Below are 12,141 nucleotides of genomic sequence, written 5' to 3'. Positions count from 1 at the left end.
TAAGTTTTAGCTGTTGATTGATGACAAAAAGCGCTCCTAGTAATAGGGGCGCTTTTTGTTTGGGAAAAAATATTTTTCTAGAACTGTTTCTATTCGTTAAATCCCTTAAATCCGTTACCCCCCTTACCTCCGTTACATCCATCCGTGGCCTTCCTTCTTGCTTTTTACTTATTTTTTCTTCCTTTATTCTTTAATTTTTTATGATTACTATAGAATATAGCCACTAGGTTGATTGAGATACTGTGACATACTCCACGGGCGAAATCTTATATTATGGTCTAGGATTCCAATAGTCAGATTCAGAATATGTTGGGCTTGCTATAAAGTTTGCGCGAGCAGCAATGCAATTGTGTCAATTCCAGAATCTAACCATAGACAAATGTAGCTGATCAGGAGTCGCTCCTCACCGTCCCAAGCGCTCTATCTGTAAGGAGTCCCCAGGATGAGTATCAGTCAGAGCGAGTTAGTCACAATTCAGCACAATTTCGCCAAAGCTAACCCAAACTGTGGCGCGCGCATCGTCAAGGTTAAAATCGGGGATGACTGGATTGACAAGTGCTTTTTGCAATATTGCCCGCGCTGCAAGAGAAGATTACCAGAAAGGCTTAAACCGTGGGGGATTGAATCTTGCCGCGTACCGAGCTGCGGTTATCAGCGGCGAGTCTATACGCGGGATGAATGGTTAACTTGGCTCAAGCGTTGAGTTCGCTTAAAAGCGATCGCCCGATCGGCTCCTGGCGTTGCCCGAAAAATCCCCCAAACTGCAACCGCGGCGTGTCTTAAATCCTTGATATATTGATAGTTCCAGCACTTCCTACACTCTCGCCACACTCTCACAGGTTAGACTATACAAAATGTGTGTTATGTAGAGTGCAAGCTTCAAAAAGAACGCAGTTACAAGCCTTTCAAGTGCGGAAAACAGTCGAGGTTTTATGGTGAATTGTAGAGGGGGACGGCCGACAAATCTAGAACTCCGGGACAGGGAATACTTGCTAGAATCCGAGATAACACGCTTGTTAGCGGCGACAAAGGCAAATAAAGATAGTTTTATCGCTACTCGGAATTACTTAATTATACTACTAAGTTACCGCCACGGCCTCCGCATCAGTGAATTAATAGGATTGAAGTGGGAGCAAGTCGAGCTCGAAGAAGCGCGCATCCACATCAAGCGGCTAAAAGGCAGCAACTCTGGAGTTCATCCGATGGCCGCCGATGAATGCCGTTACTGTTCCAAATTGCGATCGCGCCAACCGACAAAATCACCTTGGATTTTCACTAGCCGCACGGGGTTAGCGCTTACCCGCGATGGCGTGACAAAAGCACTCGCTGCGGTTTGCGCGATCGCCAAACTCGAAATACCTTTTCACCACCATATGCTCCGGCACAGTTGCGGCTACGCTTTGACCGCCCAAGGCAACGACACTCGACTGATACAGGAATATCTGGGGCATCGGTCAATCGAACATACTGTGAGATATACCGCACTTGACCCGGCGAGGTTTAAAACGTTATGGGAAAAATGACACCGCGCCAAGCTGTTACAGAATACTTTTTTCGGCGGCTTCTATTCTGTAACAAATCCGATCGCATTTTTTACATTTTGCTGATTGCCGTCGGCGTATCAATTGGTATGTTGCTGCCAAGGTAAGGTCAAATGCTTTATAAAGGATACTCGATAGAGATTTGGAAGTCGGAATGGATCGGAAAGAAAATAAACGGTCTTTGGTATTGTCTCCATGGCTACTCTTATCTAGAAGTTGATAAATGGGCGACAAAGTATAAATACGTGGCGTTAGTTGACGAGATTAACTCGCAACGCTCGCGAGAAATTTGGGGAGGGTCTACGCCATTAATTGCGCTCGATTTGGCAAAATTCAGCATAGACTTAGACCTTGCCAACTATCAGCGCTGGACAATTTCAGAGATGGAGAGCCGATGGAAAAAATATCGTTTAAAAGAGCGTTTAGAGCGGCTATCAGGAAATACTTAAATACTACTTTTCCTCGCGAGGCTAGCCGCGCCAAAGTAGAAATAGAAAAACTTATCAACGCGACGACAGAACCAAACGCGCGCGAAACGATTGACTCAGTTCTTGCAGAGTTTGGAATGCTGACGGGATGGCTGGAAAATCACTTTACACCCGGCTCGCTGTTCACCGATCGCGGTTGGGTGTTTGGATGGTATCACCCGGAACAATTGCAAGCGAGGCGTTTGCCCGTGAAACTTTCGGCGACCTACTTCAAGGGCACATTTAGAAAAATAGAAGTTACAGAAAACCGCGACGGGTTTCGAGTCGCTGAGCCTTTGCCTTTTGTCGATGGGTTCCCCGTTGAAATCCCAGCGGAAAAAACTCATTTGCTCGCGCGTTACGGTTGGGCCGCTGCTGTACCGCTGCAATGGCATCGCGAGTCTGACGGTCTCTTAGTCGATCGCACAATTCTTAGTTGCGGCTTCGCTATCGCTTGGAAGTGGTGGCCCGCTGCAACTAATTATTACGCAAAATATCCGCCCTCGCCTCTGCTGGAAGATTGCAGAATTGAGACCGGATCCGACTTGTATTTACGAGCACGCGACAGTTGGTTGGCATAAAGTGCGATCGCCCGCAGCGACTAACTCTTCTCCAAACACCGACGAATGACTTCGCGAACGTCGGTCGGTTTGTAGCCAAGCTGGATTTTCTGGCCGGTGTCTGTCCTGATGTTTAGCTCGCGGTTTTTCTGTGCGAGCCGGGAGTTGAAAATAATAAACCACGCGGGATAAACCCTAACTTTTGGTTTAGTCGATCGCGCTTCTTCACCGTGCACCAACCGCAAGATTCGGGACTTGCTCAACTCGGCGGCGCGCTCTACTAACTCGGTCGCCGCAGCCTTCGAGTTGGCGAAAGCTTTCATCTGGCCGCCTTTGCCGATTTTTGCATCGGTAGTGCGATCGCCCATCAAGGCAACGGCGTAATGGCCTCCGTAGGTGTAACCGTTTTCGCCGCCCGCTGCTGCCAAAACATTCTCCCAGGTGCACTTGCTGCGGTGGATGTTCGGGATTGTCAGGAATGGACTTGGCGGCTCTCTACCTCCCAGCTTCTTAACTAATTTGACCGGTTCATAGGGCCGCTTACCCGACAGCCTCCAATGGATCTGAACCGACACCGGCGCAACGTGCTGCTCCACGTAGTCCCCGTAAGGATACCCGACAATTTGAGCCAAGTCAGCGCGGGACAGCTCGGCTCGGATGAGTTGCTGAATAGCTGGCAACAGACTAGCTTGCAGCGCAATAAACGGCTGCGAGCCAGAAATTGTTATCTTGATTGGATCGTCTTCTTTGTCAAGCGTGAGTTCGTAAACGTCAAAGTGAGACTGCTCAGAGGGCTTAGTGCTCGATTGCCCGTCAATGCGGGTAAAGGTAATGTCACTTTTGGCTAGTATCCGCGCGACTTTTGCTTGCGTTCGTTCATCCGTCATAGTTGAGGCTCCGGGGTTTAGGCATACACAACAAAGCGGCGGATAACGGCTTCTTTGCTTCCCTCTCCAAAACCTTCGCCGAAATTCTGTAAAAAGTTGCCGAGGGCGGCATTATTCTCTTCGACTGCTTCATAGAACTCTTCAACTTTATCGCTGATAACAAGCGGTTTGCCGGTTCCCCACGAGGCGATCGCTTTATCAATCCAAGGAATCCCAGTCTTGACATTCTGTTTTGCCCACTTGCGGAAATTCATAAACCCGATCGAGAACAAAGCTTGCCTTGCCAGCCTGAAAATCGCCCAGCCGATCGTGCTCAACTCTTCCAATATTTCCTCGCCGGTGTCCGACTCGTCCTCTAAAACTAGAAATAGCGTTCGCATTGCATTTCTATCTACTCTCAATTTGGGGAGCTTGTCCCCGCCAATAATTAAGTTGGCGAGTGTTCGTCCGAGCGATTCCCCGGCCACACCTGCAAAATTGATAAATCCCTGATTGAGTTCTTTTAGCAACTGATCGTCTGATTTGTTGAAATCGAAATTGTAGATAACCTCCCCAGCAGAGACAGCACCTTGAACGAGGCCCGGCATGATGCCGGCGAGAGTTATTCCACCGATGGCGCCGCCACTGGCGATCGCAGACGCCAGCGCTGCTACCCCGCCAGCGACAGCCCCGACAACCACCCCGCCAATCAGCACGACGGCGACAGCACCAGCCGCGACGGCGATAGGATCTTCTTTGAGCCAGTTTTCAAATATTTTCCAGTCGCCTCGACCAATTGCTGAGAATAGCTCCTTGGCTCCGTTGACCATGTTGCCGAGCAAGTTTTTGATGTTCAACAGCCCCCGCGAAAGTATGTTCCCGATCGAGCTCCCAATATCTGAAAACCATTTGCCAACCTTTACGCCCAAGGTGATAGCAATGCTGGAATTTTCTACAGTTACGCCGGCCGGTGGATTCATAATTTAGGATTCCTTTTTGTTTGGGTAATTCGTTTGAGCTTTTTGTTTTTAGCTTCCGGCGGTTTAGTTGATGTCGTAGAGCCGCTAAAATCGACTTCCCATTCTTCTATATAATTCTCTAAATTGCCGACTCCTACAGTTTTTAAAATATTCACCCGATCCATTGCCATCTCGCGCCGAAGTTGGCGCACATCATCCCTGACTATCCGCCCGAGATATACCTTGATATCGCCTTGAGTAATTGCCGCAACTTTAACCATTATTCCTGCCAGGTAAATTTGCTTCGATATTTTCTAATATGTCCTTTATTGAGCGACTGCGTGGGTGAACGTCAACGGTTTTTATCTTGTTCCTCTTAACTTGCAAAAAAGTTGGCAACAGTTTTTCGGTCGCCTCATCCGTATTCAAATCTATTTGCCGTTCGTTACCTTCTCCGAAACCCTTCCCTATTTGAATTTGTACATTGTAAGGAGTATCGACTGTCTCAATCTTGGGAATCAGCTCAACTCCTAAGCTGTCAAGAATTGCATTTAACCTGTACACTGCATCGGCTAACCCTACCATTGTTTGAGTCGCTGCAAAGCCGTTTCGGATGTCCATATTTGTAGAGACATTCCCGTCATCTTTTACTTCCAGTAATGCTTCTGCTACTGCCGAAGCCCAACCCGTGGCGTTTAAATATTTAGCCTTAAATTCTTGGTCGCCGGCTTTTGCCGCGTCCGCATCTTTGATATTCACGCGCGGCTCGAATATCATGCCGTGCGCCATCATCCGAACGACGGATTGAAGTATTTCGTATGCAGTTTTGTTTTTTGTCACAGCAGCCGGATCGCACCCTGGCGCCATAAAAGTATTGGCTATCGGGAATCCATCTTTCAAGAATCGGGCAATATCTACAAACTCTCGAAATTCTTCTAATATATCTAGAACTTCTTCACAGCAATTTTGCATAGGTGGCTTGTTTCCTGTTGGTAAAAAAGGTTGATTTTTAGCTTTCCCTAGTCTTATTATCTTAACTGGCACTAATTTGTACTGAGTGGCAGTAGGCAATCCCATATTTAAAGACTTATTTCTGCATTCTATATATCCCTTTATACTGCTTAAAGGTCCGTAAAGAATTAACGCGGCTGTATCTCCTGAAGGTATGCTAAAACCGTTTGATGATAGCGGGGGATATTGACTTACTTTCTTTCCGTTGTAAAGCCTGCTGCCTGTCGCTGTAACAGTTGCGCCGTGAGACCAAAATGTTACGAAGAAAGAACCGCAACTGTGGCCACTAGCTTCTTTGGAAGCGTAAACATATCTAGATTCTATCCCAATTGTTTCGCCATTGCTGCAAGCGCTAGATCCTTTCTGATTGACTTCTACACTGTAAGGCAAGGAGTTTGGTGGAGATAATATATTGTCCGGGAGCGCTCCTAAATTGATTTTCCAATGAGAGAACCAAGAATTTGTAAAAAAAAGCGAACCCCAAGGGTAACTTGTATTAATATCAACAAATCCGTCACATATTACATATGCCGTTTCTAATGTAGACGGAATCTCTATACCTGCGGGGATTTTTCCATCTGGCACTGGCGGATCGGGTGGTGCGGACGGCTCTGGCAGCTCGCAACCAGGATCGGGGTAACTTCTTTGAGCGACAATTATTCCAAAAATTGACTTAACTTCGGTGACGATACAGTCGCGAGCTTCAACATCTACAGAAAAGCCACCGATTCCAATATGGATCGTACCTCCCTCTCTCCCCCACGTTACCTCCTGCCCTGCGATACCGAGAGTAATTGCGCCGCCAAAATCAGTGGTTGCACCAATTTTGGCGATGCCTAAATTGATTTCGATTCCTGCTGCTTCAGGGCTTACTGTTACGGTACTTTCTCCACCTCTACCTATTCGTCGGGTGATGACAACTTCTTGTTCTTCGGTGTTGAATTCAATTTTACTCATAGATTATTGATTTGTTTTTGGTTTTTGCCCGATTGTTAATGTCAGTCAAATTATCCAAAACGCTTAAGCGAGAATTCTATAAAGCCTAGTCCGCTGATTGCTATGTCGAAACTCGGCTTGACTTCCAATCCTCTGCTACCATTTCCTGTGGGCGATCTAAAAGTCAAAGTATTGCTATCGCTACCGTTATGCTGCTGAAGCGTCATAAAAACTTCGGCCGGCGTTCCGCCAGCTTTCCAGCCTATACCCCCTGGCAAATCGCAGTGTCCGCCCATCTGCCAATGGCTGTACGTGTTAGTGCCGTCGTTGTATTGATAATTGACAGTCAGTCGGTACGACCGCACTTCACCATAAGCAAAAGGAATCACAAGTCCGGGTACCACGTACCAGGTATTGGCGACCCAATTGACTCCCGCTGTTATTTTCAAGACAATATCTTTTTCAAAATACGGCGTTTTTACAGGCTTTATAAAAACCTTGCTCCCGTCAATACTTTCGTTGGAAGTTTTGTCTACTTTTCCGGCGAGGCTTCCTGCTACAGTTGCGGCAAAATTCGGATCGTTTCCAAGCGCCGCTCCTAGTTCGACAATTGTGTCGAGCGTTGCTTGAGTGGCTCCGCCGAGCAATTCAGAGATAGCCGCGCTTATTTGTGCTGGCGTGGCAAAAGTTGACATCGGGATTTGCTCGACTACTCCCGTTCCCGACGTTCTCCCCAGCAGCGTGCCGCCCAGCAAGTTAACAAGCCTTCCCTCCACTGCCAGTTCGAGCGTTGCCAGTTGCAGCCTCAATTGTTCAACCTCGTCATTTTTTTTTGAGTCGCCGGCGATCGGGTTGACATCAAGAAATATCGTGCCCTGGGCTGTGATTCTGTCCCCGGCTTGCGGAAGCGTGGAACCCGTAGCGGCGTCTGCTATAAACTGAATCCCGATCGCGCATCCCCGCCCCGGCGCAAAGTCCTCCATTTGGGTGATGTAGGGAAGCAATTTCAAAGTATTGACTTGATTCCCCGAATTCTGGATGACTTCGGTATTTAACCAAATCCAGTCACTTGTCGGCGTAGTTTTGCCGTAAATCAAAAGCTGACATTTTGGATAGGCAGATTGCAGTTTTTGCATTTCTGTCACCCGGTCGCGAAGTGTCGACGTTCGTTTGACATCGGCGGCAGGCGTTTGAGTTCCCAGCGAAGGCAGATAGTAAGTCAGCGCTAAACTGCGGATTAAAACCGCAACGCCGACATTTTCCCACGTCAAATGTTGAGTCTCGGCCGATGGCAGGTCGAGCGACGCGACGTAAGCCGCCAGCGCAGCCTTGGCCGGTGCCGCGAGCGCGTCCACGTCCAAAATTGTTTGGATGCTGCTGTTATTTTTGATTGGCTCGACGAGCGAGTGAAAAGTATAGTCAGCCATTTAAAAGTTCTCCTGATGGTGTCTTACAGCAAGTAAGACGCTGCGTTGATTGCGATTCCCGTAGACGTGGATTGCTTGGTATAAGGAATGGAAAAAGAACCTGTTAACAAGTTTCGATTTAAGTTTAAGCTCGCTGTCACGTTTTGAAGCTTCTGCGGATTTTTGCTCAAATCATTCTGCAAGGTTACGAGCTTGTTAACAACTTGAATAAAATAATTAATCGCCAAAGGAGCGGTAAAAGTCCCACCGGTGCCGGGAGTAAAACTACCCGTAGGAAAACTACCCGTGTCCGGGTCGCCAGTAAATACTAAATTTAGCGGGTCATTAATTTTTGTCGGGACAGAGAAGTTCCCCGAAAAAATTAGGGTGTCCGAGTCGTATGTCCCAGAAAAGAAATTAGTAGTATTTCCGCCTACTGCCTCTAAAGATTGGAAGTATTCAATTAATTGTAGAAACTGACCCTCTGTGGTGGTGGCCGCAATTGTCGCTCCCTCACCTGCGGTGATACTTGCCATGTTTTATTTCTGCTTTTATTGAGATTGTAACCTCTTAAATAATACTTCATCTTGCTACTGCAAGCAGACTGGTAACACCTTAAGGTGCTACCAGTCTGGCCTCTAATTTATTTTAGCTCAAACCCTTGCCACGTAAGGGATTGACGCGCTAGAGTTGAGAGACACTTTTAAAGATAAAAACACATGGCAGCACTAGCAAACGACGCAATCATCTCTACAACTGTGGAGGATGCTTTGCTTGAAATTCTAGGGATGGTTGCAGCGCTCCAAGCTGATACCACCAAAAACCCGCAGAATAGAACGATGATTACCTCTTTTACTCAGAACGAATTAACCGGAGCTATTACAGTGGCACTGACAATTCCTTCGACTGTTACGCATACCGCAGCCGGAAGGGTTGCTAACGCGACAGAATTGTTTCTTTAAATTTGTTTTTCAATTGCTGCCCTCGCAGCAATAGTTAGTGATATAAAACATCGAGTCAATTCTGCTTGATAGTTTAGATTTAGAAAGGATTAAGAAATGGCAACAGCACCGCAAACAGCAGAACAGGCGAAAAAGGAACTTGACGAAGTTACGGAAAAGAAAGGCACCCAGAGGGTCTTGGTACAAGCTTATCTAGAACCGACTTCCTATATCAACTTCTACGTTAGAGAGGACTTCTACAACTACTACGGGGTAAAAACTGTAGTTACTTCCACTGCGACAAAAGCCGAACCGAAAAGACCAGCCCCGACAGGTACGCCGAAAATCACCAACAAAGGCAACGGGGTTTCCTACTCTAACAAGGGGCAGAAACTCCCAGACAAAAAGATTAAAGTTCCCACAACCGGCGGCGATGCACCGCTGGTCAATTCTAAAACTACCAAGCGCAAAAAGTGGATGACATTTAGGGTTCCAACCTATATGTCCTCGGCTGCCATTGCTCTTTGGATCAATACCGCTTTCGACGCTACCCGCAGACCGACTTATTTCATGTTAGAAAGCGGAACGAGAGTCAACATAGACCCGACTCTGGTAGAAGCAGCAAAACTTAAACCGCTGGCATCTTTCAAAACTGAGTAATGTCGACTCCGACTTTTTCGGGTCAATTTTATCGAGATGTAAATTGGGAAGTCGAGCCGATTCGCTTCCCCATAGATTTATATTTGCCGCTGGTCTTGGTTCTCGTTTCGTCAGCAACTGCTAAGAAGTCGTGGCGAGTTGCCGGGGAGTTGGTGCAGACTTTTGGGACGCTCGGGGAATTAGATATTGAAGGTCGGTCTACTATTTTGCCTCTCAATGCTTGGAAATTGATAGATTTTCCTGAAGTTGAAGGGCAAGAGTATTACTCCTTAAAATTCTATCCTAAGCCCTGGATAGAATCTTTTGAGGTTCAAGTGAGGCAATCTTTGTAAATGCAAACTGCTACATTTATTTCGCTTTGCCTCGGCATCATGTCGGGGCTGCTGTCGCTTTGGGTGGCGAACAACTCGGGCATTAGAAGGTTGGTTATTATTCAGAAAAGGCTCGACGCTTCAATGGGTTTGATAGTGTCTTTGCAATCGCGAGTTAATGATTTAGAGAAATTTGGCTCGGTAACTCACGGCTACCATATCAGAGACGCATCATCAAATATTGAAAAATATTTTAGAGATAGTTATGACGACCGCGACACCGGATTCTAATCAATATTAATCATGCTTGATATCAAGTCTTACAGGGCGATAGTTTTTACTATTTGTTTTATCTGTTCATCTATCACGGTTGGCGGTATCGTGCTGGCAAACTAGGACAGGAAAATGCCCCAAGAATTAAATAATTTGGCATCCCTGTGCGCTGGGTCGCTAATTGGTCTGCTGGCTCCATCACCCAGGAAGAATGAAGAATGAAAATTTTAAGCGTTCGCCAGTTCTCGCAGTTGGACAATGTTTATCACCCAGAGGGAACGTGCAACCTGACATCGGCGGCAATGTGCCTCGATTACCACGGCATCAGGCCGAAAAACTCAGCGCGGCAGTTAGAGGACGAGCTGTTCGAGTACGTCTACGACAACAAACTAAGCCGCCATTCTGCAGAGGATATTGCGAAGGTTATCCGCGCCTTTGGTTGCCAAGACGACTTCACCTGGCGCGGGTCGATCGACTCAATCAAGGAATCGATCGACAACAACAACCCCGTCATCATTCACGGGATGTTCACCCGGTCGGGTCACATAATCGTCGGGCGCGGCTACAACAAGCAGGGCTTGGTAGTGAACGATCCATACGGCGAATACCCTTATGTTGGAGATTGTGCCGGATTGAGCGGCGCGGGATTAACTTACAGTTACGGACTTATCCAAAAGACTTGCGCGTATGACGGCGAGTTTTGGGTGCATCACGTTTCGAGGTAATCACTCGGCAACTACCAAGTAATGCGGCCGCTCCAACTGCGGATGCGATCGCAAATCTCGACTGCCGGAACTCCGGCGGCCGCAAGTTCCATCACTTCGGCCGCTCTTGACTGTGCCAGAACATTCCCGGTGTTGCCGCCGGGGATGTGCAGGTGCTTCATCTTTTTTCCAGCGCGGTAACTGAATCGGAAATATTCGCCGCTGCGGGCCGTACCTCGGGCCCGGTAAGTCGCGACGGGCCCTGATACAGAATCAAATTCACCGTGCTGGCAATTTGATTCTGTATCAGCCTCGACACCGGGATTTATAACGGTTTCACTGTGCGGGTAATTTGATTCTGTATCAAACCTGGTAGGGATTTCTGCTGATTCTGTATCAGCGAGCGCGGGCATTGATACAGAATCAACAGTGTCGGGGACGGGTGGCAATTCCTCCACCGGTGCGATCGCCCCCGGCAACACAGTATCGATCGGCGCTGATACCTTCACCATGTCGCCGGGATGGATATAGGCCCAATCGTTGGCGCGCTCGTTCCAGAAACGAGCCGTGCCTTGAGTCGGATGTACTCCCTCGACTTGCACAACCTCGCCTTTTTTCCAGTAAGCCGCGTGGGGAGTTTTTCGCAGCAGTCTTATCCAGTCGCCTGCCTTGACCTTGTGCGGTGCTGTGTCAAGCGGTTGGAGGGTGTCAAATATTGATAATTGTGTCTGCATGATGTTGAGGTGTTGCAGTTTGCGGCGCTACAGATAAATTGGCTCTCATGGCAGAGCATTTATGTGTAGCTGAATTTCGGGATGTACTCAAATGCAAAAACCAGGCCTAGAAAAAGGTCTGGTTTTGCTGGTGGGGTCAAGTCCCTTCTGTTTCGCTTTCACCCTCGCCCAAGAGAGAAAGAATTTCTAATTCTAAATTTCTCATCTGATCGAGGACTTGGCCGTGGTGGTCTTGCGCGGCTTTCAATCGAGCTCGAAGTCGTTCTTCGTGGCTCTCCACGTATGCCAGGTGGGAGCGCTGCAACTGCCTCAACTGGCTTAAGATTTTCCCAAAATGTGGCGCTCCTGAGTTGTTAGAACCTTCCTGGTTTCGATGTACCCTCTCGCTATCTGTCTGAGTAATTCCGTTCGGGATGTCATCCCCATCTCTTTCGCTTTGTCTTCCAGCGCTTCCCAGTCCTCTGGTTCCAGCCGTACCGTCGCATTCACCGTTGTTTTCTTTTCCCGGCCCTGATTCCGATTTTCCATAGTTTCTAGCCATACAGAAATATCCTCAATTATTGCACGTGCTATCCTTGACACTTATCTTAGCACGTGCAATTATGAGAGTGTGCTGTTGCACGTGCAAGTGCAGAGCATACCCCAACGTAAAGAGGGCGGGCGATCCTACTCTCGCCCTTTCTTGAAAATCATGGAACTATAGCAATCCTAAATGATTTTCTATATTTATAAACAATCCTAAATAATTTTCTGTGTGTAAGTATATTGACGT

The 12,141-nt window shown here is 47.6% G+C and carries 18 protein-coding genes; 9 read left to right on the top strand and 9 right to left on the bottom strand.

From position 1 onward, the window contains the following. The first annotated feature begins 442 nt into the window (after nt 1-442). The 4 genes from QUA42_RS27060 to QUA42_RS27045 all read left to right on the top strand — a co-directional run bounded on the left by QUA42_RS27060 (nt 443) and on the right by QUA42_RS27045 (nt 2,589). Nucleotides 443-703, top strand: a complete 261-nt coding sequence (locus QUA42_RS27060; protein ID WP_333141701.1) for a hypothetical protein — start codon at nt 443-445, stop codon at nt 701-703. A gap of 229 nt (nt 704-932) precedes the next feature. Continuing rightward, nucleotides 933-1,523: a tyrosine-type recombinase/integrase gene (locus QUA42_RS27055; RefSeq protein WP_333141699.1), complete on the top strand. Its 591-nt coding sequence runs from the start codon at nt 933-935 to the stop codon at nt 1,521-1,523. A gap of 131 nt (nt 1,524-1,654) precedes the next feature. Then, nucleotides 1,655-1,990, top strand: coding sequence for a hypothetical protein (locus QUA42_RS27050; RefSeq protein WP_333141697.1), 336 nt, complete (start codon nt 1,655-1,657; stop codon nt 1,988-1,990). Further along, nucleotides 1,936-2,589 carry a hypothetical protein gene (locus QUA42_RS27045; RefSeq protein WP_333141695.1) on the top strand — a complete coding sequence of 218 codons (654 nt, stop codon included), beginning with the start codon at nt 1,936-1,938 and terminating at the stop codon, nt 2,587-2,589. The genes QUA42_RS27050 and QUA42_RS27045 overlap by 55 nt, the downstream gene beginning before the upstream one ends. A gap of 20 nt (nt 2,590-2,609) precedes the next feature. Here QUA42_RS27045 and QUA42_RS27040 read toward each other — a convergent pair whose 3' ends face one another. The 6 genes from QUA42_RS27040 to QUA42_RS27015 are packed head-to-tail and all read right to left on the bottom strand — an operon-like array spanning nt 2,610 to nt 8,282. Continuing rightward, nucleotides 2,610-3,455, bottom strand: a complete 846-nt coding sequence (locus QUA42_RS27040; RefSeq protein ID WP_333141693.1) for a hypothetical protein — start codon at nt 3,453-3,455, stop codon at nt 2,610-2,612. A 17-nt stretch (nt 3,456-3,472) separates the two neighbouring features. Then, the gene (locus QUA42_RS27035) at nt 3,473-4,414 is read right to left on the bottom strand and encodes a hypothetical protein (RefSeq protein ID WP_333141691.1); all 942 of its coding nucleotides are present in this window, start codon (nt 4,412-4,414) and stop codon (nt 3,473-3,475) included. Further along, entirely contained in the window at nt 4,411-4,674 is a 264-nt protein-coding gene (locus QUA42_RS27030; RefSeq protein WP_333141689.1) for a hypothetical protein, read from the bottom strand. Before QUA42_RS27030 ends, QUA42_RS27035 begins: the two co-directional genes overlap by 4 nt. Beyond that, nucleotides 4,667-6,361: a hypothetical protein gene (locus tag QUA42_RS27025; protein ID WP_333141688.1), complete on the bottom strand. Its 1,695-nt coding sequence runs from the start codon at nt 6,359-6,361 to the stop codon at nt 4,667-4,669. Before QUA42_RS27025 ends, QUA42_RS27030 begins: the two co-directional genes overlap by 8 nt. A 50-nt stretch (nt 6,362-6,411) precedes the next feature. Then, complete coding sequence (locus QUA42_RS27020) at nt 6,412-7,767, bottom strand: hypothetical protein (RefSeq protein ID WP_333141686.1); 1,356 nt, start codon at nt 7,765-7,767, stop codon at nt 6,412-6,414. Between the two features lie 23 nt (nt 7,768-7,790). After that, a complete protein-coding gene (locus tag QUA42_RS27015) occupies nt 7,791-8,282 on the bottom strand; it encodes a hypothetical protein (RefSeq protein ID WP_333141684.1) in 492 nt (163 codons plus the stop codon). Nucleotides 8,283-8,465: 183 nt separating this feature from the next. Between QUA42_RS27015 and QUA42_RS27010 the strand changes: the two genes are divergently transcribed. The 5 genes from QUA42_RS27010 (at nt 8,466) to QUA42_RS26990 (ending at nt 10,656) form a co-directional block, all read left to right on the top strand. Next, complete coding sequence (locus tag QUA42_RS27010) at nt 8,466-8,708, top strand: hypothetical protein (protein WP_333141682.1); 243 nt, start codon at nt 8,466-8,468, stop codon at nt 8,706-8,708. Between the two features lie 96 nt (nt 8,709-8,804). Further along, nucleotides 8,805-9,347, top strand: coding sequence for a hypothetical protein (locus QUA42_RS27005; protein ID WP_333141680.1), 543 nt, complete (start codon nt 8,805-8,807; stop codon nt 9,345-9,347). Further along, nucleotides 9,347-9,679 (top strand): hypothetical protein, encoded by a 333-nt coding sequence (locus tag QUA42_RS27000; protein ID WP_333141677.1) that lies wholly within the window; start codon nt 9,347-9,349, stop codon nt 9,677-9,679. The genes QUA42_RS27005 and QUA42_RS27000 overlap by 1 nt, the downstream gene beginning before the upstream one ends. Further along, nucleotides 9,680-9,949, top strand: coding sequence for a hypothetical protein (locus QUA42_RS26995; RefSeq protein WP_333141675.1), 270 nt, complete (start codon nt 9,680-9,682; stop codon nt 9,947-9,949). Between the two features lie 200 nt (nt 9,950-10,149). Next, nucleotides 10,150-10,656 carry a C39 family peptidase gene (locus QUA42_RS26990; RefSeq protein WP_333141673.1) on the top strand — a complete coding sequence of 169 codons (507 nt, stop codon included), beginning with the start codon at nt 10,150-10,152 and terminating at the stop codon, nt 10,654-10,656. 11 nt (nt 10,657-10,667) lie between these two features. Here the strand turns inward: QUA42_RS26990 and QUA42_RS26985 are convergent, their stop codons facing one another. The 3 genes from QUA42_RS26985 to QUA42_RS27945 form a co-directional block, all read right to left on the bottom strand. Further along, entirely contained in the window at nt 10,668-11,369 is a 702-nt protein-coding gene (locus tag QUA42_RS26985; RefSeq protein ID WP_333141672.1) for a hypothetical protein, read from the bottom strand. A gap of 136 nt (nt 11,370-11,505) precedes the next feature. Beyond that, on the bottom strand, nt 11,506-11,673 hold the full coding sequence (locus QUA42_RS27950) for a hypothetical protein (protein ID WP_445301381.1): 168 nt from the start codon (nt 11,671-11,673) through the stop codon (nt 11,506-11,508). 14 nt (nt 11,674-11,687) lie between these two features. After that, nucleotides 11,688-11,897 (bottom strand): plasmid mobilization protein, encoded by a 210-nt coding sequence (locus QUA42_RS27945; protein WP_445301380.1) that lies wholly within the window; start codon nt 11,895-11,897, stop codon nt 11,688-11,690. Nucleotides 11,898-12,141: the final 244 nt, after the last annotated feature.

Origin of the sequence: Microcoleus sp. Pol11C2 (assembly GCF_036701505.1) — a bacterium.
Lineage (GTDB): Bacteria > Cyanobacteriota > Cyanobacteriia > Cyanobacteriales > Microcoleaceae > Microcoleus.
Note: the sequence above shows the minus strand (reverse complement) of the source record. Positions and strands in the feature narration are given on the sequence as shown.

Coding starts and splice junctions, on each gene's coding strand:
- QUA42_RS27060 (WP_333141701.1), top strand. CDS start 443: ATGAGTATCAGTCAGAGCGAGTTAGTCACAATTCAGCACAATTTCGCC.
- QUA42_RS27025 (WP_333141688.1), bottom strand. CDS start 6,361: ATGAGTAAAATTGAATTCAACACCGAAGAACAAGAAGTTGTCATCACC.
- QUA42_RS27010 (WP_333141682.1), top strand. CDS start 8,466: ATGGCAGCACTAGCAAACGACGCAATCATCTCTACAACTGTGGAGGAT.
- QUA42_RS27040 (WP_333141693.1), bottom strand. CDS start 3,455: ATGACGGATGAACGAACGCAAGCAAAAGTCGCGCGGATACTAGCCAAA.
- QUA42_RS27000 (WP_333141677.1), top strand. CDS start 9,347: ATGTCGACTCCGACTTTTTCGGGTCAATTTTATCGAGATGTAAATTGG.
- QUA42_RS27030 (WP_333141689.1), bottom strand. CDS start 4,674: ATGGTTAAAGTTGCGGCAATTACTCAAGGCGATATCAAGGTATATCTC.
- QUA42_RS26995 (WP_333141675.1), top strand. CDS start 9,680: ATGCAAACTGCTACATTTATTTCGCTTTGCCTCGGCATCATGTCGGGG.
- QUA42_RS27005 (WP_333141680.1), top strand. CDS start 8,805: ATGGCAACAGCACCGCAAACAGCAGAACAGGCGAAAAAGGAACTTGAC.
- QUA42_RS27050 (WP_333141697.1), top strand. CDS start 1,655: ATGCTTTATAAAGGATACTCGATAGAGATTTGGAAGTCGGAATGGATC.
- QUA42_RS27055 (WP_333141699.1), top strand. CDS start 933: ATGGTGAATTGTAGAGGGGGACGGCCGACAAATCTAGAACTCCGGGAC.
- QUA42_RS26985 (WP_333141672.1), bottom strand. CDS start 11,369: ATGCAGACACAATTATCAATATTTGACACCCTCCAACCGCTTGACACA.
- QUA42_RS26990 (WP_333141673.1), top strand. CDS start 10,150: ATGAAAATTTTAAGCGTTCGCCAGTTCTCGCAGTTGGACAATGTTTAT.
- QUA42_RS27020 (WP_333141686.1), bottom strand. CDS start 7,767: ATGGCTGACTATACTTTTCACTCGCTCGTCGAGCCAATCAAAAATAAC.
- QUA42_RS27945 (WP_445301380.1), bottom strand. CDS start 11,897: ATGGAAAATCGGAATCAGGGCCGGGAAAAGAAAACAACGGTGAATGCG.
- QUA42_RS27035 (WP_333141691.1), bottom strand. CDS start 4,414: ATGAATCCACCGGCCGGCGTAACTGTAGAAAATTCCAGCATTGCTATC.
- QUA42_RS27015 (WP_333141684.1), bottom strand. CDS start 8,282: ATGGCAAGTATCACCGCAGGTGAGGGAGCGACAATTGCGGCCACCACC.
- QUA42_RS27045 (WP_333141695.1), top strand. CDS start 1,936: ATGGAAAAAATATCGTTTAAAAGAGCGTTTAGAGCGGCTATCAGGAAA.